Source organism: Arthrobacter sp. AD-310 (assembly GCF_054656615.1).
On sequence record NZ_BAAHNO010000023.1, the window covers coordinates 1 to 20,963 of the forward strand.

At 68.1% G+C, this 20,963-nt stretch carries 18 protein-coding genes; 12 read left to right on the plus strand and 6 right to left on the minus strand.

From position 1 onward, the window contains the following. Positions 1-963 (plus strand): ATP-binding cassette domain-containing protein (locus ACYQ1Z_RS14505; RefSeq protein ID WP_459793247.1); only part of this gene is annotated, 963 nt, incomplete at its 5' end. Here the strand turns inward: ACYQ1Z_RS14505 and ACYQ1Z_RS14510 are convergent. Next, positions 960-1,478: a DinB family protein gene (locus tag ACYQ1Z_RS14510; protein WP_459793248.1), complete on the minus strand. Its 519-nt coding sequence runs from the start codon at positions 1,476-1,478 to the stop codon at positions 960-962. The two genes, ACYQ1Z_RS14505 and ACYQ1Z_RS14510, sit on opposite strands and share 4 nt — an antisense overlap. 9 nt (positions 1,479-1,487) lie before the next feature. Continuing rightward, a complete protein-coding gene (locus tag ACYQ1Z_RS14515; protein WP_459793249.1) occupies positions 1,488-3,995 on the minus strand; it encodes a DNA gyrase/topoisomerase IV subunit A in 2,508 nt (835 codons plus the stop codon). Positions 3,996-4,071: 76 nt separating this feature from the next. On the opposite strand from ACYQ1Z_RS14515, the gene ACYQ1Z_RS14520 reads away from it, so the two are divergent. From ACYQ1Z_RS14520 to ACYQ1Z_RS14540, 5 genes are all read left to right on the plus strand, one after another. After that, positions 4,072-6,756 carry a bifunctional acetate--CoA ligase family protein/GNAT family N-acetyltransferase gene (locus tag ACYQ1Z_RS14520; RefSeq protein ID WP_459793250.1) on the plus strand — a complete coding sequence of 895 codons (2,685 nt, stop codon included), beginning with the start codon at positions 4,072-4,074 and terminating at the stop codon, positions 6,754-6,756. Positions 6,757-6,844: 88 nt separating this feature from the next. Beyond that, on the plus strand, positions 6,845-7,588 hold the full coding sequence (locus ACYQ1Z_RS14525; RefSeq protein WP_459793251.1) for a DUF5998 family protein: 744 nt from the start codon (positions 6,845-6,847) through the stop codon (positions 7,586-7,588). Continuing rightward, positions 7,588-8,811: an alkaline phosphatase family protein gene (locus ACYQ1Z_RS14530; RefSeq protein WP_459793252.1), complete on the plus strand. Its 1,224-nt coding sequence runs from the start codon at positions 7,588-7,590 to the stop codon at positions 8,809-8,811. The genes ACYQ1Z_RS14525 and ACYQ1Z_RS14530 overlap by 1 nt, the downstream gene beginning before the upstream one ends. After that, positions 8,804-9,529 (plus strand): thymidine kinase, encoded by a 726-nt coding sequence (locus ACYQ1Z_RS14535; protein WP_459793253.1) that lies wholly within the window; start codon positions 8,804-8,806, stop codon positions 9,527-9,529. The genes ACYQ1Z_RS14530 and ACYQ1Z_RS14535 overlap by 8 nt, the downstream gene beginning before the upstream one ends. Before the next feature lie 152 nt (positions 9,530-9,681). Next, the gene (locus tag ACYQ1Z_RS14540; protein ID WP_459793254.1) at positions 9,682-11,310 is read left to right on the plus strand and encodes an HNH endonuclease signature motif containing protein; all 1,629 of its coding nucleotides are present in this window, start codon (positions 9,682-9,684) and stop codon (positions 11,308-11,310) included. 21 nt (positions 11,311-11,331) lie between these two features. Here the strand turns inward: ACYQ1Z_RS14540 and sepH are convergent, their stop codons facing one another. Then, the gene (gene sepH / locus ACYQ1Z_RS14545; protein WP_459793255.1) at positions 11,332-12,759 is read right to left on the minus strand and encodes a septation protein SepH; all 1,428 of its coding nucleotides are present in this window, start codon (positions 12,757-12,759) and stop codon (positions 11,332-11,334) included. A gap of 140 nt (positions 12,760-12,899) precedes the next feature. Further along, a complete protein-coding gene (locus ACYQ1Z_RS14550; RefSeq protein WP_459793256.1) occupies positions 12,900-13,388 on the minus strand; it encodes a DUF3093 domain-containing protein in 489 nt (162 codons plus the stop codon). Positions 13,389-13,514: 126 nt separating this feature from the next. On the opposite strand from ACYQ1Z_RS14550, the gene dut reads away from it, so the two are divergent. The 4 genes from dut to ACYQ1Z_RS14570 all read left to right on the plus strand — a co-directional run bounded on the left by dut (position 13,515) and on the right by ACYQ1Z_RS14570 (position 15,990). After that, a complete protein-coding gene (gene dut, locus ACYQ1Z_RS14555) occupies positions 13,515-14,039 on the plus strand; it encodes a dUTP diphosphatase (protein WP_459793257.1) in 525 nt (174 codons plus the stop codon). 100 nt (positions 14,040-14,139) lie between these two features. Then, positions 14,140-14,853 (plus strand): DUF3710 domain-containing protein, encoded by a 714-nt coding sequence (locus ACYQ1Z_RS14560; RefSeq protein ID WP_459793258.1) that lies wholly within the window; start codon positions 14,140-14,142, stop codon positions 14,851-14,853. Further along, positions 14,846-15,202 (plus strand): single stranded DNA-binding domain-containing protein, encoded by a 357-nt coding sequence (locus ACYQ1Z_RS14565; RefSeq protein WP_459793273.1) that lies wholly within the window; start codon positions 14,846-14,848, stop codon positions 15,200-15,202. The genes ACYQ1Z_RS14560 and ACYQ1Z_RS14565 overlap by 8 nt, the downstream gene beginning before the upstream one ends. Then, on the plus strand, positions 15,199-15,990 hold the full coding sequence (locus ACYQ1Z_RS14570; protein ID WP_459793260.1) for a DUF3159 domain-containing protein: 792 nt from the start codon (positions 15,199-15,201) through the stop codon (positions 15,988-15,990). Before ACYQ1Z_RS14565 ends, ACYQ1Z_RS14570 begins: the two co-directional genes overlap by 4 nt. 4 nt (positions 15,991-15,994) lie before the next feature. Here the strand turns inward: ACYQ1Z_RS14570 and ACYQ1Z_RS14575 are convergent, their stop codons facing one another. Continuing rightward, a complete protein-coding gene (locus tag ACYQ1Z_RS14575) occupies positions 15,995-16,747 on the minus strand; it encodes a potassium channel family protein (RefSeq protein ID WP_459793261.1) in 753 nt (250 codons plus the stop codon). Then, a complete protein-coding gene (locus tag ACYQ1Z_RS14580) occupies positions 16,744-17,418 on the minus strand; it encodes a potassium channel family protein (protein ID WP_459793262.1) in 675 nt (224 codons plus the stop codon). The genes ACYQ1Z_RS14575 and ACYQ1Z_RS14580 overlap by 4 nt, the downstream gene beginning before the upstream one ends. A gap of 119 nt (positions 17,419-17,537) precedes the next feature. Between ACYQ1Z_RS14580 and ACYQ1Z_RS14585 the strand changes: the two genes are divergently transcribed. Together ACYQ1Z_RS14585 and ACYQ1Z_RS14590 are read left to right on the plus strand one after the other, a co-directional pair. Then, positions 17,538-19,514 carry an APC family permease gene (locus ACYQ1Z_RS14585; protein WP_459793263.1) on the plus strand — a complete coding sequence of 659 codons (1,977 nt, stop codon included), beginning with the start codon at positions 17,538-17,540 and terminating at the stop codon, positions 19,512-19,514. After that, positions 19,511-20,908 (plus strand): class I SAM-dependent RNA methyltransferase, encoded by a 1,398-nt coding sequence (locus ACYQ1Z_RS14590; protein ID WP_459793264.1) that lies wholly within the window; start codon positions 19,511-19,513, stop codon positions 20,906-20,908. Before ACYQ1Z_RS14585 ends, ACYQ1Z_RS14590 begins: the two co-directional genes overlap by 4 nt. Positions 20,909-20,963: the final 55 nt, after the last annotated feature.

Genomic DNA, 20,963 nt, shown 5'->3' on the forward strand with positions numbered 1-20,963 from the left:
CCCTCGGTCTTGGACGGCCGGACCCCGCCGGCGGTCGCGGCAGTCGTGGTGCTGCTCCTCCTGGCGCTGGTGGAGCCGTTCGCGGCCATGACGACGGCGGTGCGCCAGCTTCCCGCGCTGCGGACAGTCCTGCAGCGCGTGGGGGAGTCCGGCGCCCTGGACGCCGAAACCGTCGGGACGTCCGGCGCGGGCGTGTCCCGCGCAGTGGACGGGCTCCACCCGGTCCCTGCCCGTGCAGGGAACGTGCCAGGCGTCGAACTGCGCAACCTGGCAGCCGCCTGGCCTGGCGGTGCACCGGTCTTCACCGGCCTGGACGCAACAGCTGAACCGGGCCGCTGGCTGGCCGTGACCGGACCGTCCGGTTCAGGGAAGTCCACCCTGCTCTCAGTCCTGCTCGGGTTCCTTCCCCCCGCCCACGGGCAGGCCCTGGTGACTGGCCAGGCCGCCTGGTGCCCGCAGGAAGCGCACCTCTTCGATTCGACCATCCGCGGCAACCTGCTGCTGGGCCGTCCTTCCACCACACGCGCCGGCGCCGGTGGTGACGGCATGGAGGCGGAGATGCATGCGGTGATCGCCGCCGTCGGTCTTACCGGCCTGATGCGGCGGCTGCCGGACGGGCTGGATACCCGGATCGGGCCTGGCGGGGCTTTCCTGAGCGGCGGGGAGCGGCAGCGCCTGGCGGTCGCCCGGACCCTGATGACCGGTGCTGAAGTGATCCTGCTGGACGAACCCACGGCGCACCTCGACGCCGAATCCGGGCGGACCATGCTTGCCGACCTGCGCACCGGCCTCCGGGACCGGACCGTGGTGCTGGTGACGCACAACCCGGCCGACATCCGCCCGGAGGACGCCCGCCTTGTCCTGCAGGCGGGTTCACCGGCGGAAGGCGCCCAGGCACATGATGCCGCCGCGCAAGGCCCGCTCGTGGCCTCGTGGACCGGGACGAACCTGCGGGGCTCCTAGCCGTCGACGTCGTGAAGGTGGTGGACGACGTCGTGAAGGAAGTACTGGGCGAGCGTCAGCACCGTGAACTCGGAGCCGTTGCTGCGCAAACCTTTCCTGCCCCAGTCCGCCTCGCGGACACCGGCGAAGGACTCAGCCACCTGCTTGCCCTCCGCAGTCAGCTCCGCACTGACCACCGCGGGATCGGCGTTGCCGTAGTCACTGTCGATGGCCGTCTGGTCCTGGTCCCAGTTTTCGAACCGGGCGTCGTCCGACTCCAGCATGAGGTTCAGGCGCTGGTCGAAGAGGCTGAAAACATCCCGGACGTGGCAGGCATACTCCAGCGCCGACCATGTGTGCTCATTGGGCCGCTCCGCCACGTCCGGCCGGCGGAGGACGGCCCGCCACCGGGGCAGCATGTTCTCGACGCTTCCCGGAACCGTTGCCGGGGTCACCGTGGCGGCGTTGAACGAGCAGTCCGGACACTGACGCTTCAGCACCCAGGTCCAGTCCTTGTCATCAGGAACGATAGGCATGGCAGCAGTCTAGGCGGGATCAGCCCACGCCATGGCAGGACCCACCGCGTCCACAGGCTGTGACAGCGGCACGCCGGATCCGTCGCGGCGCCCATGCTCCTGCGGCAGCGACCGGGCGACACCGGCCGCGGACGACGCCTTGGCGGGTCCGTGCCCGGCCCATGCCAGCAGCAGCGTGTCCTCGCCCTTCAGGAACCGGTGCGCCCGCACGCCGGCGGTGGCGCGGCCCTTGGCCGGGTATTCATCAAACGCAGTCACCTTGGCCGTGCCCGGGGCAGTGCCGGGAAGGGCGCCGTTGGTCCCGGCGATGGTCACCACGACGGCGGCCTCGTCCTTGGGCTGCACGGTACCGAAGAACACCACGCGGTCGCCCGCTGCGAGTTTGATGCCGGCCATGCCACCGGCGGTGCGGCCCTGCGGGCGGACGTTCGCTGCGGCGTACCTGAGCAGCTGGGCCTGGGCGGTGAGGAACACCAGTTCGATGTCGTCCGCCGCGGCCGGTGCAACGCCCACCACGAAGTCCTTGTCCTTGAGGCTGATGACTTCCCAGTCTTCACGGTTCAGCGGGTACTCGGGCTGCACGCGCTTCACCACGCCCTGGGCGGTGCCGATGGCCAGCACCTCATCCAGCGGCGCAAACGCCACCAGGGTTTCGCCCTTGAGCAGGGTGAGGAACTCCTTCGCGGGCACGCCGCCGGCGAGGTTGGGCAGGCCGGTGACGGGCGGGAGGACCGGCATGTCCATCACCTGCAGCCGGAGCATGCGCCCCTGGGAAGTGACGGCGGCGATCTCGCCGCGCGCGGACGTTTTCACCACGGAGGTGAACACGTCGTGCTTGTTCCGGGGACCGGCTTCGGCCAGCGGTTCCTGGTTGCTGGTCCGGCCGATCTGCCCGGAGGCGGTCAGGATGGCCCAGCAGGGATCGTCCGCGATTTCCAGGGCCAGCGGCGCGGGCTTGCCCTTCTTGCCGTTCGCCCCGACCAGTTCGGCGGCGACGGTGGGGGACACCGCTTCGGATTCCAGCAGGATGGTCCGCCGCGGGGTGCCGTGCTTTTCGGCGATTTCACCCAGTTCGTCGGACACCACGCCGCGGAGCAGCTCGTCCGAGCCCAGGATGGCTTCCAGCTCGTCGATTTCGCGGCGCAGCTCTTCCTGTTCCTTCTCCAGCTCGATCCGGGAGTACTTGGTCAGCTGCCGCAGCCGCAGCTCCAGGATGTAGTTCGCCTGGACCTCGGAGAGGTCGTAGATGGACATCAGCCGTTCACGGGCCGCTGCCGCCTCGTCCGAGGACCGGATGATCTGGATGACCTCGTCGATGTCCACGATGGCGATGAGGAGGCCCTCCACCAGGTGCAGGCGGTCCTTCTTCTTGCCCAGCCGGAACACGGTGCGCCGGCGCACCACGTCGATGCGGTGGTTGACGTAGACGGAGAGGAGTTCCACCAGGCCCAGCGTCTGGGGCTGGCCGTCCACCAGGGTGACGTTGTTGATGCCGAAGGAGTCCTCCATCGGCGAGTAGCGGTACAGCTGCTGCAGGACGGCGTTGGGGTTGAACCCGTTCTTCAGTTCGATGACCAGCCGCAGCCCGTGCTTGCGGTCCGTGAGGTCCACGATGTCGCTGATGCCGGTCAGCTTCTTGGCGTTGACGGCGTCCTTGATCTTCTCGATCACCTTTTCCGGGCCCACCATGTAGGGGAGCTCCGTGACCACCAGGCCGGTGCGGCGGGCGGAGAGCTGCTCGATCTCCACCTTGGCGCGGGTCTTGAAAGAGCCACGGCCCGTGGCGTATGCGTCGCGGATGCCGTCCAGGCCAACGATCCGGCCGCCGCTCGGCAGGTCCGGGCCGGGCACGAACCGCATGATGTCGTCCAGGGTCGCGTCCGGGTGCGCGATCAGGTGCCGGGCCGCCCCGATGACCTCCACGAGGTTGTGCGGGGCCATGTTGGTGGCCATGCCGACGGCGATGCCGGTGGCGCCGTTGACCAGCAGGTTGGGAAACGCGGCAGGCAGGACGTCCGGCTGGGTGAGCTGGTTGTCGTAGTTGGGGACAAAGTCCACCACGTCTTCGTCGAGGTGGTCGGTGAGCGTGAGGGCGGCGGCAGCAAGCCGTGCCTCGGTGTAGCGCGGGGCCGCCGGGCCGTCGTCGAGCGAGCCGAAGTTGCCGTGCCCGTCGATCAGCGGCAGCCGCAGCGAAAAGTCCTGCGCCATGCGGACCATGGCGTCGTAGATGGCGGTATCGCCGTGCGGGTGCAGCTTGCCCATGACCTCGCCCACCACGCGGGCGCTCTTGACGTGCCCGCGGTCCGGCCGCAGGCCCATGTCGCTCATCATGTACAGGATCCGGCGCTGTACCGGCTTCAGCCCGTCCCGGGCATCGGGGAGCGCCCGCGAGTAGATGACGGAATACGCGTACTCCAGGAAGGAGTCCTCCATCTCGGAGGTGACATCGATGTCCACGATGTTTTCCGTGTAGGGGGTGGTGTCCACGGGAGGGGCTGAACTTTGGCGGCGGGCCATGGGGTGGGTAAATCCTTCTTGGGTACTGTGCAGCATTTCCGTAAGTGCTGCTGAAGTTTTTGGCTAGGCTAAGCCTATGGTGGATCAGCCCGGGGACGGCGAATATCCGGAACATTGGGAAGCCGATGTCGTCCTGCGCGACGGCGGAACGGCCCATCTGCGCCCTATCCATCCGTCGGACGCCGACGCGATCCAGGCCTTCCACATGCGGCAGTCCCAGGATTCAATTTACATGCGGTTCTTCGCCTTCAAGGCACGGCTGTCCAGCAAGGAGCTGAAGCGCTTCACGGAAGTCGATTACCGGGACCGGGTGGCGTTCGTCATCACCAGCCGGGACGAAATCATCGGTATCGGCCGTTATGACCGGCTCGATGACCCGGCTGAGGCGGAGGTCGCGTTCAACATCGCGGACGCGCACCAGGGCCGGGGGCTGGGGTCCATCCTGCTCGAGCACCTGGCAGCGGCGGCGCACGAAAACGGGATCCTCCGCTTTACCGCCGAGGTCCTGCCCGAAAACCGCAAGATGCTGATGGTGTTTTCCGATGCCGGCTACGACGTCAAGCGCCACTTCGACGACGGCGTGGTCAGCCTGGAGTTCAACATCGACCCCACCGAAAAATCGCGGGCCGTCATGGAGGCCCGCGAACACCGCGCAGAGGCGAGGAGCGTCCGGGACCTGCTGACGCCGTCGTCCGTTGCCGTCATCGGGGCGAGCCGCAAGTGGGGGACCGTCGGCTACCAGCTCCTGGAGCACGTCATTGAGGGCGGGTTCCCGGGGCCGGTGTACGCGATCAATCCGGAGGCCCTGGAACTGGCCGGGATGATGTCCTTCGGGAAGTTGTCCGAGGTGCCGGAGCCCGTGCAGCTCGCGGTGATCGCCGTGCCGTACGAGGAAGTTCCGTCCGTGGTGGCCGAGTGCGCGGCGGCCGGCGTGAAGGGCCTGGTCATCGCCTCGGCGGGGTTCGCGGACGACGGCGAACGCGGGCTCCTGCGCCAGCGGGACCTGGTGCGCCTCGCCAGGGCCAACGGGATGCGGGTGATCGGTCCGGCCTCCCTCGGCATCGTTAACACCCACCCGGATGTGTCCCTGAACGCTTCCATGGCCCCCTCGCTTCCCCTGCGCGGGGGCCTGGGGCTGTTCAGCCAGTCGGCGGCGATCGGCGTCGCGCTCTACGCGGCCTCCAGCCGGCGGCGCCTGGGCCTGTCCACCTTCCTCTCGGCGGGTAACCGGGCGGACGTCTCCGGCAACGACATGATGCAGTACTGGGAAGACGACGCCGACACCTCCGCCGTCGGCCTCTATTTGGAGTCCATCGGCAATCCGCGCAAGTTTTCGAGGCTGGCCCGCCGGCTGGCCCGCACCAAACCGGTGATCGTGGCGAAGTCGGACACCATGGGCCTGCGGCTGCCGCCGGGCCACGCCGTCCGCACCACGCAGGCGCCTCCGGGGGCGCTGGATGCCATGCTGCGCCAGTCGGGCGTGATCCGGGTGGAGACGATCGAACAGCTTGTGGACGTGGCGCAGGTTGTGTCCGGCCAACCGCTTCCCGCCGGGCCGGGCCTGGCCATCTTCAGTAACTCGCAGGCGCTGGGGAAGGTTGTCGCTGACAGTGCCGGGGACCAGGGGCTCAGTGTGGCGCAGCTGGTGGCCGGAGTCGACCTGGACGCCGGCCGCTCGGTGGCGCTGCCCGCCCTGCGGACGTCCTTGCTGAAGGCGCTGGAGTCCGACGGTGTCCATTCCGCGGTTGCGGCGCTCCTGCCGGCCAACGGCCTCACGGTGGACAGCATCGCCGAGGTCCTTGCCGAATGTTCGGCCGAGGCAGGGAAACCCGTGGTGGCCGCGTTTACCGGCATCCTGGACCCGTCGGTGTACGTCGAAGGCATGGTGGGCTCCCGGGAGCGGACCGTCCCGTGCTTTTCCAACCCGGGCGCCGCGGTGGCCGCGCTCGCGGCCGTGGTCCGGTACTCGGAATGGGCGTCCCGTGACCAGGGGCATTTTGTTGAACCGGACGGGTGCGACCCCCGGCAGGCGCGGGCCGAACTCGAAGTCCAGCTCCGGGACGTGCGCGGCGAGCAGCTGAAGCAACTGGATCCTGCCGCCACGGCATCCCTCCTTGGACATTACGGCATCACAGTGCTTCCGTCGGTGGGCTTCGACACACCCGACGAGGCCGTCGAAGCTGCCGGGTCGCTGGGGTGGCCGGTGGCCCTCAAGACCACGGCCCCTGCCTTGCGGCACAGGCTGGACCTGGGCGGTGTCCGGCTGGACATCCAGGACGCGGAATCATTGCGCCAGAACGTGCTGCAGATGCGGCGGGCGCTCGCCGCCTACGGTGATCCCGCACTGGAGGTGCAGTCCATGGCTCCCGTGGGCCAGGCCTGCACGTTCCGGGCCATCGAGGACCCGCTGCTGGGCCCGGTGATTTCATTCGGCCTGGCGGGTGATGCCGTGAACCTGCTGGATGACTGGTCCCACCGTGTCCCGCCGTTGTCCGCCGCCGACGTGCACGACTTCATCCGCGCTCCGCGGGCGGCAAGGAAGCTGTTCGCCTACCAGGGCCTGCCCGCCGTCGACATCCAGGCCCTCGAGGACCTGGCCGGCCGGCTGGCATGGATGAAGGACAACCATCCCGAGATCGCGCTGGTGGAGTTCAACCCGGTCCTGTGCGGCACAACCGGTGCGACGATCCTGGCGGCCGACGTCCGGATCGGGAACCCCGCGCAGCGTACTGACAGCGCGCGGCGGGCGATGCTGGGCTGAACCTGCCGCCTGTCCTGCCTGCGGGGTTATCCACGTGGCGTGGCCGGCGGTTGGCAATGTGCGCGGCGCATCTGTGAAAATGGAGGTCATGAGCTCACAGCCTCCCGCTTCGGCGCCCGAAACGCCCGGCAACGAAAACCAGGCAAACCGCCACCACAGCTCACACAGCCACAGCTCCCAGGGCCAGAGCCTGGAAGGTGCACTGCAAAAGGCCGGTTTTTATCCCCGCCTTGTGGCCGACGTCGTGGACGACGCCCTGGACGGCCGCGACTGCGTGGCCCACCTGGTGCACCTGGAAACGCACTTCGACCGCGCCGAAGTGCGGCGCCACATTACCGTGCTGGTCCTCACCTCGGACATGTTGGTGATCACGCACGTGGACGACCAGCAGCTCGATGAAGCCGGCGAACAGATCGTCGCGCAGATCTCCACCGAGTCGGTCCCGGTCGCCCAGATCCGCTCCGTGGTGCTCAGCTACATGTATTCCCAGCCGCAGAACTACAAGCCCTCCGATCCCGTCCGCGAGCTGACCCTGTCCATCGCCTGGTCCGGCGGCCAGCGGCTGGACATGGGCCCCGCCAGCTGCGGCGATCCCCAGTGCGAGGCCGACCACGGTTACACCGGCACCATCGCCCAGGAGGACATCGTGCTGCGGATCAGCGCCGAAGCCGACGGCCTGCAGGCCGTCCAGGACGCCAAACTCTTCGCCCGTGCGCTGCGCGCGGTGAATACCGGCTCCAGCGCCCCGGTGTCCCACGTCCAGTCGCTCCCGCCGCGGCCCCGCGCCGGCGTCTTTGGTACCCGGCTGAGCCGCGGCCACCAGCAGCGCTGATGCCGCAGGAACAGCAGGCAGTACCCACCACTCCACCCGCTTCCGCCGGCCAGGCAGGCGACCTTCCACCGGCCCCGGCCTACGGACGCCGCTCCATCGCGGAGGTGCTGACCAGCGCCGCGGCCAGCATCGGCGTCGACGGTTTCGCGAACACACTGGGCCTCCCCGCCTCGCAGCGCGTGTGCGTGGTCCTGGCCGACGGCCTGGGCAGGAACCTGCTCAAGCAAAGGGCCGCCCACACTCCTTTCCTCCGCTCGGTCATCCAGGCCGGGCAGGGGGAGGTTCCGGTGTGGCTCGATTCCGCCTTTCCGTCCACCACCGCGGCCGCCCTGTCCAGCTTCGGCACGGGACTCCCGCCCGGACAGCACGGCATGGTGGGGTATGACGTCCTCGACCCGGACCAGGACAAGGTGGTGAACCTGCTCGGGAACTGGGACCCTGGAGTGGACCCGGAAACGTGGCAGCCTTTCCCCACGGTGCTGGAGCGCGCCGCGGGCGAGGCGGAGGTCACCACCATCAGCCTTCCGCAGTTCGGCGACTCTCCGATGACGCGTGCTGCCCTACGCGGCGGGAGGTTCATCCCCGGGACTACCGCCCATGCCCGCACCGCTGCCGCTGCAGAAGCCATGTCCGGCAGCGGCCCGCACTTGATGTATTTCTACGTCAACGACCTGGACAAGGCGGGCCACCGCTACGGCTGCCAGTCGGAACAGTGGGAGCACCAGCTGGAGGAACTGGACGCCACGCTGAAGCGGCTCAACGCGTCGCTTCCTGCCGGCACCACCATCCTGTTGACGGCCGACCACGGCATGCTCGATGTGCCGGAGCAGCACCGCATCGACTACTCCGCAGACCCCGCACTCATCGAGGGAGTCCGGCACACGGCCGGCGAACCGCGGATGGTGCACCTGTACCTTGAGGAGCACGCCAACCGCGAACGCCTGCTGGACGCGTGGCGCGCCCGGTTCGGCGGCAGGATCTGGGCGTTCACCCGCCAGCAGGCGCTCTCCGCCGGCCTGTTCGGCCCGGTCCGCCCCGCCGTCGAAGGCCGTCTCGGTGACGTGATGATCGCGGCGCGGGACAGCCTCGCCTTGTACGACACCCGACGCAGCCGCCCCACAGCCATGGAAGTAGTGGGCCAGCACGGGTCGCTGACCAAGGCCGAGCGGGAAGTTCCGCTGCTGTGCTTTACGGCCGGCGGCAAGGGTGCCCGGCGTGGCTGAACTAGTCTTTTTCTCAGGCACCATGGACTGCGGCAAGTCGACTTTGGCCCTGCAGATGGACCACAACCATCGGGCGCGGGGCCGGGGCGGCGTGCGGTTCAGCCGCAACGACAGGGCCGGTGAATCCCGGATCTCCAGCCGCCTGGGCCTGGAAAAGGATGCGGTGGAAGTGCAGGACAGCACAGACTTCTGGGAGGAAGTCATGCGCCGTCGCACCCAGGGGCAGCGGGTGGACTACCTGATCTGCGACGAAGCCCAGTTCTACTCTCCCGAGCAGATCGAGCAGCTCGCCAAGGTTGTGGATGAGATCGACGTGGACGTTTTCGCGTTCGGCATTACCGCGGACTTCCGCACCCATCTGTTTCCCGGCTCCCAGCGGCTGATCGAACTGGCGGACCGGGTCCAGGTGCTGCAGGTGGAAGCTCTGTGCTGGTGCGGCCGCCGCGCCACCCACAACGCCAGGACGGTCGACGGCGTCATGGTCACCGAAGGCGCCCAAGTGGTGGTGGGCGACGTGGACATGGCTCTTGACGCCTCGCCTGCCACTGGCACAGGGCATGTCCCGGCTGTGGGCTACGAGACCCTGTGCCGCCGGCATTACATGCGCCGTGTTACTGCTCACGGTGCCAACCTCATGGCCGAGCAGGACCAGTTGCTGCCGTTCGACGTGGACGCCTGCCTCTGGCGCGGCGCAGGGGGCGGCACGGCCGCTGGTTGAGCCTGCCCGGTCGGTGGTTGAGCTTGTCGAAACCCGGCCCGGTGGTTGAGCCCGTCGAAACCCCCGCTGGTTGAGCTTGTCGAAACCCGGCTATTTTTTGCCCGGCCCTGAGCGGGTCAAGGAATGTCAGACCCCCTTGCCATGCTTGGTTCATGGGAAGCGGAGCAGTCGCAGCGGGGGAGTTCCGGGGCGTGGAGGGCATGGCCTCGGTTGCGGCTGCTGTTGCGTCGGTGGCTGGTTTCGTGGACGAGCTTGCCGGTGTTGTCGCCGGTAATACCCGGTCTGAGGCCGCCACAGATTCTGCTGATCGTGCGGCTGGTGGTGATCCGTTGCGGGAGTGTGCTGATGCGTGCGTGGACGGGCTGGCGGTGATCGCACGTCTTGAGGCTGCCACGGCCGCGGTGAAGGTGCGCCTGGTGGACGGCCACGTCAGCGCTGTGGCCGGGATGCAGGACCCGGGGTCCGGCCCGGAGTGGGTGAAGGGCCGGGAGATGGCTACGGTGGCTGAGGTCGCGTGTGTGCTGACGATCGGTGAGCGTGCCGCCGGTGCCTTGATCGGTGAGGCACACGTTCTGACGGGGTCGTTGCCGGCGGCGCTGGACGCGTTGCAGGCCGGGGAAGTGTCGTGGCAGAACGCCAGGGTCCTGGTGGACGAAACCACCGGCCTGGACCCCGCCGCGACAGCAGCCCTGGAAGCGCATTTCATCGGCACAGAGGCTGCCACCGGCCCAGGCAAAGATTCAGTACAGGAGCCGCTGCTCGACCTGCCCGGGGAAGATCCCGGCGCTGATCCGGTTGGTTCTGGTGCGGTTCGGTGTTTGGCGGGTGGGTTGCCGGCGGCGCGGTTGCGGCGGAAGGTGCGGTCGTGGCGGGAGCGGCTGTATCCGGAGTCGATCGAGGCCCGGCACGCCAAAGGGGTTGCGGAGCGGCGGATGGAATGCACCCGGGACCGGGACGGGATGTCGTGGCTGTCGTTGCATGTTCCGGCGGACCGGGCGTCAGCGATTTGGAACCGGACCACGGCGATCGCCAGGGGCATGCAGGGCCCGGACGAACCACGCACCCTGACCCAGCTCCGCCCGGATATCGCGGTGGACCTGCTGCTCGGCGCAACCTTCAGCCGCGAGGATGAGGGCGGCCACGAGGCGGCTCTCGCCGATAGTCCAGAGCCCGACGAGGGGTTCCTGAAGTTGGGGAAGGCGCCGGCGCCGCGGGCGCAGGTGCTGGTGATGGTGCCGGTGTTCTCGCTGCTGGGGGCCACGGATGAACCGGCGGTGCTTGACGGGCACGGCCCGATTCCGGCGTCGATGGCGAGGAAGCTGGTGGCTGAGGGGGCGGAGTCGTTCTACCGGGTGCTGGTGGATCCGCGGGACGGGGCGCCGCTGGAGATCGGCCGGACCAGTTACCGGGTTTCGGAGGCGCTGCGGCGGTGGCTGCGGTTGCGGGACGGTAAATGCCCGTTCCCGGGCTGCAGCAACAACTCCCTCGACAACGAAGCCGACCACCTGCTGGCCTGGCAGCACGGCGGCAGTACCGGGGTCAGGAACCTGGGACAGCCCTGCCCGAAACATCACCGGATGAAACACACCTCCGGCTGGCACCCCACCCCGGCGACCCTGCATGAACCGCCCGGCTGGATCTCACCCGCCGGCCGCTACTACGAAAGCGAACACCAGGACTGGCAACCACCCCACTGGCCACCCGGACTCCTGCCCCACGCAAAGCAGCCAGCCCCGCCACTGGACGGGGCGCTGCCCGCACCTGCCCATACACTCACATGAGATGATCCCTGGGTTGTTGAGCTAGTCGCCGCGGGTGCCGAAGACGATCTCGTCCCAGGACGGGACGCTGGAACGCTTCGGGCGCGAGGGCTGACGTTCGGGAGCGTCGGTTTCAGGCAGTTGTCCGGTGACCGGTGCGCCATCGTCCGAGCGCGTTACGCGGCGCCTGGCGCCGCCGAGCAGTTCGTCAAGGCCGGCACCGGATGGCGTGCCAGCCCCAGACGGAGACCCTGCACCTGCCGGAGAACCCGCAGCGGACGAAGGAGTTGCCGCCGGGGCTTCGGACCGGCCGCCATCCGCGGAAGTGGCAGAATCCGCAAGGTTGTCGGAACCCGCAGCGGCCGAGGGGCGCGTGGGGGACGCGACGATGGTGATCTCGCGCGTGTCCGTGCTGACGCCGTCGTGCAGCCGCAGGGCTTCCTCGACAGGATCACGGTGCGGCGGAATGAGGCTGAGCCGGGACATCATGGACGGGCGGGTGTCGCGGCGCCGGATAAAGGAATCACCCTTGGCTGCCGGCGCCTGCGCGGTGTCTTCCCGCGGTTCGCTTTCCTGCACATCAGGTTCGGCCTGGACCTCGGACGGCCGCGGATGGGCGGCCGGAACACCATGGGTCAGCAGCATTGCGAGGGCGTCGTCCGAATCCTCATCGACCCCCAGACGCTGCCCCCGCCGGGAGCGCAGCATGTCCAGGAGCCCGTCGGAGTCCCGGGCCGAAGCCTGATCCGCTGCAGGCTGGCCGGCGGGACCTGGACGCCCAGCATCGGCGTCGGTCTCAAAATCGAAGGGGCGGTCCGAGACCGCCGAGAGCCGGCGCGCAGGGACGGGACCATCCAGCGGTTCCAGTTCACTAAGCTGCTGGGCCCAGCGGTTCGTGTTCTGCAGCGCCTTGCGGACCGGGTTGAAGGTCCACAACGCCGGGGGCTCTTCGCCAATGCCGGCCGCACCTCCGGTTTTGGGCTCGAAACTCGCCGACACGGTCCAGGTGCCGTCCTGCCGGCGCCAGGAATCCCATTCGACGGTGGCGGGGTCGATGCCGTGGGCGGACAACCGGTGCGCCACCATGTCATCAAGGGTCGCGGGGTTGTCGCCGAAGGCTGCCCTGTAGATGTCATGGCCGGGGGAGGGGGTGGCAACCTCAACCTTGCGCGCCTGCTGGGCTACATACTCACGCTCTGCCAGGACGGGCCCCTCATACCGCTCGACCTTGGCGAGCGGCAGCCCGGCCAGTTCAGCGACGTCGGCCGCGGTAGCACCGGCACGGATCCTCGCCTGGATATCCCGTGGTGACATGGGAATGGCCGGCCGGTCAACCGGCGGCTTTGCTGTGGACCTGCTTGCCGTCCGAAGGGCTTCGTCGATGGGCAGCTGGAACATCTCGCCGCCGGCACCGCTCAACAGGAGGTGCGTCCCGTCGTCGTGCACGCCTACAAGCCGTAGATCCTGCATTCAAATCCTCCACCCTGGCATTACTATCACTCGAAACTTTGCCACCCGCTGCAGCGGAATTGCCTCAAGGGGCCGGGCGTGCCGCGATATTCCGGGTTTGACGGGCGGTTATGGAGGAAATGCCGAAGCAGCGGCAGCCGCTACCGCCGGGAGAGCGCCGCCGTCAGCTCATCCGGACGGCGGGTGGACGTCAGCCAATAAGGAGTATTGTCCGCGGGATCGATGATCTCCAGCTTCACTACAGGGTCGATCCACCCGCGGATGCACAGGTAGGCAAGACCGTTCAGCCGCGTCCCGCGCTCGGCAGTGGCTTCGCTGCCGCGGAACTGCTCGACGGCGCCAATGAACTTGCGCTCTATGGTCGCCCTTCCAACTGTCAGGGCGTCACCGGTCACCACGATGGTGGGGGTGGAAAGCACCAGGAGGACGGCGATGATGACAAAAAGCACCGCCGCCGCCGTGAAGCCGGCCGCAGCGCTGATCGGAGCGAAAACCAGGATGCCCGCACCGGAAACACCCGCAGCGATGATCCACATCCATAGGTTGGGCCAGAGCTTCTCCCTGTAGATCACCGGAGCTCCCGTGGACGACGAACTGGGAACGGGCGCAGGGGAGCTTGACTCGGGCATACGCCAAGCTTTCCACCTTTGCCTGGCTATTTCATCTTGGCGCCTCCACGCCAGCGGCCAACGTACCCCCTTTCCGTCCCGGTGCGCCTAGGACCGACAACCCGGCGCGGGTTAGAGTGAGTGACTGTGACTGATCATCCCGCCACACTTGAAACTGTCCCCAACGAAGCGCCCGCCGGCCTGTCGTCCAACGGCCCGGCCTACACGCTCCAGGTCCAGCTGAAGATGCTCGACCCCGGACTTGAAGCCCCCTCCTACGCCCACCCGGGCGATGCCGGTGCCGACCTTCGTGCCCGTGAAGACGTTGTCCTGCAACCGGGGGAGCGCAAGCTCGTCCCCACCGGCGTGGCCATCGCGCTTCCCTTCGGCTACGTGGCCCTCATCCACCCCCGGTCAGGGCTTGCGACCAGGCACGGGCTCACCATCGTCAACGCCCCCGGCACTGTCGACGCCGGCTACCGCGGTGAAATCTCAGTCACGCTCCTGAACACCGACGCCAGCCAGGCCATAGAGCTCAAGCGCGGCGATAGAATTGCCCAGATGGTCATCCAGCGCGTGGAGCATGCGCAGTTCCTCCCCGTCACCGAGTTGGACGAATCCGTGCGCGGCACTGGCGGCTTCGGCTCTACGGGCGGGTTTACCCTCCCCTGAGCGGGAACCCCTCCGGCACTTCCCGCCGGCAGGCAGTACAGCACGACGGCGGTGCCTCCTCGGGCCGGACCGGAACTTTCACAACAAAGGAGTCATCCTCATGGTCTTTGGTCTCGGCAGGAAAGCCAAGAAGGAACAGGCAGCCGAACCGGACGAAGCGCTGACCGCTGCCCAGTCCGCGGAGCCGGAGGCAGCCACCCCGAGCCCCCGCAGCAGCGGTCCGTTCGACGAATCCGAAATCGGCAGCCGCGACGGCTACGTTGATCTTGGCGCGCTCCTGCTCACACCCAGCGACGGCCTCCAGCTGCGCCTGGAAGTCGAGGAAGCCACACAGCGCGTAGTCGCCGTGACCATGGACCTCAACGGCTCAAGCCTCCAGCTCCAGGCCTTTGCCGCGCCCAAGACGGAGAAACTCTGGGACGAGATCCGGGGGCAGATCGCCCAGTCCGTCGGATCCCAGGGCGGCCAGGTCGAAGAGGTCGAGGGCAGCTTCGGCACTGAACTCGTGGCCAAGCTCCCGGCCGGCCTGCCCGACGGCAGCCAGGGCTACCGGGTTGCCCGCTTCATCGGCGTCGACGGCCCCCGATGGTTCCTCCGCGGCGTCCTCGGCGGTGCCGCCGCCCTGGAACGCGATGCGGCGGAACCGCTGGAGGCTCTCTTCCGGCAGGTCGTCGTCGTCCGCGGCGACAGCCCGATGCCACCCCGGGACCTTCTCCAGCTGCGCCTGCCTAAGGACGCCACCACCACGCCACCGCCGGCCGCGCCCGGCCTGCAGGAGCCCGAGCGTGGACCTGAAATCACCCAGATTGGCTGATCCCGTGCCGGGGGAAACCGCCAGCGGCGGCGCCCGCCTCACGCCCCTCACCCAGCTTCCCGCCAAGGGCAGGGTGTTCTGCCAGGGAAGGATCGAATCCGTCACCTACCTCCCGGGGGACCGCAGCGCCGCGTTCACCGCGATCGTGTCCGACGCCGAACCGGGTCGGCAGAACGCCGCCTCCGGCCGCCGCCCGAGGCTTCGGGTGGTCTGGCTGGGGCGGAGGCGTGTTGCGGGCATCGAGGCAGGCACGGCGCTCCGGCTGGAAGGGATGGTGTCCCAAAGCAAGGGCCTTCCCACCATGTTCAACCCCCGCTACGAAATCCTTTCCCACCAGGAGAACGAATGACGCCGTCCCAGCCCGATCCCGCCTCCGGAGCACCCAACGGATCCGGGCGAGGCCAGGAGCCGCCCGCAGCAGGGGGTGCGCTTCCCGGCTCGGATCCGTCGCCGGTAGCCGGCCTCGCTGCCGGGTATGCGGCCAAGGCAGGACTGCACAGAACCCACGACGGCCGCGTGGACGTCCTGCGGAGCGCTGGCGGGGTCCAGGGCATCGCCGAGAGCATCATCCCCGGCCTGGTGTTCCTGGTCACCTTCACCATCACCCAGGACCTCACGCCCTCCCTGGCAGCCGCCCTCGCGTCCGCAGCAGTGTTCACCGTGGTCCGGCTGATCCAGCGAAGGCCACTGACGCAGGCACTCGCCGGCGTTGTCGGCGTCGGAATTTCCGCATGGCTGGCCAATACCACGGGCAAGGCAGAGGACTTCTACCTTCCCGGCTTTTTCACCAACGCGGCGTACATCGTGGCGATGGTCATTTCGATCGCGGTCAAGTGGCCCGTGGCGGGCCTCCTATTCGGGTTCATCCGCAACGAAGGCCTCGACTGGCGCAAGGACCCCGACCGGCTCAAGGCCTACAGGCTGGGCACCTGGATCATCGTGGCCGTCCTGGCGCTCCGGCTCATCGTCCAGGTCCCGCTGTACCTCATGGGACCGGACGGACTGGCCGCCCTCGCGACCACACGCCTCCTGATGGGCGCACCGCTGTACATCCTGGGCGTCTGGGTCGCCTGGCTGGTGACCCGGCCGGCGCCGGTGGACGACCTGGCCGGGGAGGAACCGCCGTCGAAGGCCTGACGGCCTAGCCGTCGAAGCCGTCGTCCTCCACCTGCTCCATCCGGCCGGCAGCGGCCGGTACTGCACCGTCGCGGTCCGGGCCGGCCGCGGCTTCCGCTGCATCCGGCGACAGCAGGGCGCGCAGGCTGTCCTCCGCGGCAATGGTGGTCACGAAGAAAAGTTCGTCGCCGCCGTCGATCACATCGTCGCGGCTCGGGGTAATCGGGGCATGGTCACGGAGGATTGCCACCAGCGTCGAATCCTCCGGCCAGCGGATCTGCCCAACAGTCTGGCCGATCACGTGCGAATCGTGCGGAACCGTGAACTCCACGAGCGAGGACACCCCCGTCTGCAGGGTGAGGAGCCGGACAAGGTCGCCGATCTCCACCGCCTCCTCCACGAGCGCCGTCATGAGCTGCGGGGTGTTGACGGCGACGTCCACACCCCAGGAATCGTTGAACATCCAGTCGTTCTTCGGATTGTTGACGCGGCCGACGGTGCGGCCCACGCCGAACTCCGTCTTCGCCAGCAGGGACACCACCAGGTTGACCTTGTCGTCACCCGTGGCGGACACCACCACATCGGCTTCCTCCACCTTGGCGCCCTGGAGCGTGCTCAACTCGCAGGCGTCACCGACCAGCCAGTGCGCGCCGCGCAGGCCGCTCCGGCCGATCACCTCGGGTTTGAGGTCGATCAGCAGGATCTCGTGCTTGTGCGCCAGCAGTTCCCTGGCAATGGAGGATCCGACGCTGCCTGCGCCGACGATAACGACTTTCACTGCAACTCCTTGGCAGGGGCTTTGGCCAGGATCTGGGCGACCTGGGAACTGCGGTCAACCTGCAGCATGGCGTGCACGGTGTCACCGTCCTGGTAGGCGGTCCCCGCTTCGGGCAGCAGCCCCTCACCGAAGCGCGTCAGGTAGGCGACCCTGACGGCAGCGGCCTTCTCGATGCTGCTGATCCGGTGCCCGATCCAGCCGGCGTCAAGGTCAAGTTCGGCAAGGACGAGCCGGCCCGACGGTTCCCGGAAATCACCGGCGAGGTGCTGCTCGGGCAGGATGCGCCGCAGCACCTGATCGGCGCTCCAGCGCACCGCGGCGACGGTGGGAATGCCCAGCCGCTGGTAGATCTCAGCCCGGCCGGGGTCGTAGATGCGGGCCACCACGTGCGGGACATGGAACGTTTCGCGGGCCACCCGGGTGGCAAGGATGTTCGAATTGTCGCCGCTGGAAACCGCGGCAAACGCGTAAGCCTCGGTGACGCCGGCCTGCTGAAGGGTGTCCCGGTCGAATCCGACACCGGTCACCTTGCGGCCCGTGAACCCCTGGCGGAGCCGGCGGAATGCGCGGTCGTCCTGGTCGATGATGGCCACGGAATGCCCGGCGTCCTCCAGCGTGTGCGCCAGCGTCGCCCCCACCCGGCCACATCCCATGATCACGAAATGCGCCACCGTATCTCCTCCGTATGCCTGTGCAGGTTGTGCAGCTAGAACTCTACCGCCAGCGTCCCCGGTTCCGGCGGCCAGGCAGCCGTCATGACATGATCCGGGAATCAGACTAGCTTTGTGGAGTGCTGACAATATTCAACGCGGTCAAACGCGTGCTGGTGGGCAGGCCGTTCCGGAACGACCGAATGGCCCACACCCTGCTTCCGAAGAAGATCGCACTTCCGGTTTTCGCATCCGACGCGCTGTCCTCCGTTGCCTACGCTCCGGATGAAATCCTGCTCACCCTGGCCCTGGCCGGAGTCAGCGCCGTGGCCTTTTCCCCGTGGGTGGGCCTGGCCGTCATGGTGGTCCTGCTGACAGTGGTGGCGTCGTACCGGCAGAACGTGCACGCCTATCCCTCCGGCGGCGGCGACTACGAGATCGCCGGCGAGAACCTGGGCAAGTACGCCGGACTCACGGTCGCCTCGGCCCTCCTGGTTGACTACGTCCTCACCGTCGCTGTGTCCATTTCGTCCGCGGCAGCCTACCTGACGACGGCGGTCCCGTCACTGCACGGCCAGCAGGCCGCCATCGCGACCATCGGCGTCGTCATCCTCGCCCTGGTGAACCTGCGCGGCATCAAGGAAGCCGGCGCCTTGTTCGCCATTCCCACCTACATCTTCATGGCCTCCATCCTGGGCATGACCGCGGTTGGCATGTTCCAGGCCGCAACCGGGCAGCTGGGCGAGGCGCCGTCGGCCAACTTCACCATCGTCCCGGCGCAGGGCTTCGATGAAGGCCTGGTGGGCCTGGCCGGAGCTTTCCTGCTGCTGCGGGCTTTCTCCTCGGGCGCCGCGGCGCTGACCGGTGTGGAAGCGATCAGCAACGGCGTGCCCAACTTCCGCCCGCCTAAGAGCAAGAACGCCGCCACCACCCTGCTGCTCCTGGGACTCATCGGCGCTTCCATGCTGGCCGGAATCATGTTCCTGGCCCAGGCCACCAAAGTCCACATCGTCCTGGACCCGGCTACGGAATTCCTCGTGAACGGCAAACCGCTGCCCGAGGGGTACATCCAGAACCCCGCCATCAGCCAGATCGCGCAGACCATCTTCGGCCCCGGGTCCATCCCGTTCTACATCGTGGTGGCCGCCACCGGCGTCATCCTCGTTTTCGCGGCCAACACGGCGTTCAACGGCTTCCCCGTCCTCGGCTCGATCCTCGCGCAGGACGGCTACCTGCCCCGCCAGCTCCGCACCCGTGGCGACCGGCTCGCCTTCAGCAACGGAGTCCTGGCCCTCGCCGCGGGCGCACTGGTGCTGATCATCTCCTTCAACGCCGATGTGACCAAGCTCATCCAGCTGTACATTGTCGGCGTCTTCATCTCCTTCACCGCCAGCCAGCTGGGCATGATCCGGCACTGGGGCCGCGAGCTGAAGCTTGCGAAGGACAAGACCGTGCGGCGGCGCATCCTCAAATCCCGGACCATCAACAGCATCGGTTTCGGCATGACTGCGCTGGTCCTGGTGATCGTGCTGATCACCAAGTTCGAGCAGGGCGCGTGGATCGCGCTGCTGGCCATGTTCATCCTGTTCCTGATCATGTGGAGCATCCGCGCGCACTACGACAATGTGGCCAAGGAACTTGCCGTGGACGAGGACTCGTCGCCGCGTGCCCTGCCCACCCGGGTGCACGCCGTGCTGCTGGTATCCCATGTCCGCAAGCCCGTCCTGCGTGCCCTTGCGTATGCACGCGCCTCCCGGCCGTCCCGGCTGGATGCCATCACCGTGGACATCGACGCGGAGGAAACGGCGCAGACCGTGGCGGACTGGGACAAGCTGGAGATTCCGGTGCCCCTCACAGTCCTGGCAAGCCCCTACCGCGAGACTGTCACCCCGATCATGGAGTACATCAAGCAGATGCGGCTCGATTCCCCGCGGGACCTTATCGTGGTGTACATCCCCGAATATGTCGTGGGCAAGTGGTGGGAGCAGCTGGTGCACAACCAGACCGCACTGCGCATCAAGACCCGGCTGCACTTCGAGCCGGGGGTCATGGTGGCCAGCGTTCCCTGGCAGCTCAAATCATCCGAAGAAGCAAAGTACCTCCAGGACGTCCAATGAACGCCAGAACCTCCACCACCCCCGCTCCCGCCCAGGACGCCGGACATGCAGGCGAAGAAGCCGTCCTCGACGTCGGGCCTGTGGCGCATGGCGGGCACTGTGTGGCCCGGCATGAAGGGCGCGTCATCTTCGTCCGGCACGGCATTCCCGGTGAAAAGGTCCGTGTCCGGCTGACGGATGCAGAGGACACAGCCAGGTTCTGGCGGGCCGACGTCATCGAGGTCCTTGAAGCGTCGCCGGACCGCGTGGAGCACTTCTGGCGGCCGGCCGACTCGCTGCGCGCCTGGGCCGGCGGCCAGCCGCCCGTGGGCGGGGCAGAGTTCGGGCACATCAGCCTGGAGCGCCAGCGGAGCCTCAAAACCGAGGTGCTGGCCGAACAGCTCCGCCGGCTCGCCGGCGTCGGGCATTCACCCACCGTTGAGGCGGTGGGCCGTGACGCTGCAGACGCCGCCGGGGGAGCAGCGTCCGACGGCGGCGCCGGCCTTGGGTGGCGCACGCGCGCCAGCTTTTCCGTCACCCCCGCCGGGAAGCTGGGCATGCACGCCCACCGGTCCGCGCACATCGTCCCGGTCCGGGAAATGCCACTGGCCACGGACGCCATTAACGGCCTGCGGCTGTGGGACCTCGACCTCCAGGGCGTGGACCGGGTGGAGGTCGCCGCTCCCGCCAACGGATCCCGCCCGCTGGTGCTGCTCGCCCCGGCGGCGGGAACCAAACCCAAACGGCTGGCAGCAATCGCCGGCCAGCTCCCCGACGACGTCTCCGTCGCCGCCTTCGACCCCGCCACCGAAGAGGTCCGACAGCTCCGCGGCCGCCTGTGGGTGTCCGAATCCGCGGCCGGCCACGACTACCGGGTAACCGGCGCAGGCTTCTGGCAGATCCACCGCGACGCGCCCGAAACACTTGTGGGGGCTGTCACAGAATTCCTCAACGGCGGCGGCTTCCTGCACCCCGGTGCCGTGGTGGCGGACCTCTACGCGGGAGCCGGACTTTTTACGGCGGTGCTCGCCGACGCGGTGGGGGAGACCGGCTCCGTCCTGTCCGTCGAGGGCGCCCCCGGGACCAGCAGGGACGCCCGCAAGAACCTGCGTGCGGCGCCGCAGGTGGAGATCGTCCAGGGCAGGGTTGAACGGGTATTGCGCCAGAAACCGCGGAATTTCGACGCCCTCATCCTCGACCCACCCAGGGCGGGCGCCGGCAAAGCCGTGGTCAACCAACTGGTGGCTGCACAGCCCCGTGCCATCGCGTACGTGTCCTGCGATCCGGCGTCGTTCGCACGTGACGTGGGCTACTTCCGGGGTTCGGGCTGGGACCTGGCAGCGATCCGTGCGTTCGACCTCTACCCGCACACGCACCATCTGGAGACGGTGGCGCTACTTACTCCGCGTCCCTGACTCCACTACTATGGGGCTGAGTAGTCCCACGTCGCGCCCCGTATCCTCGGCCGGC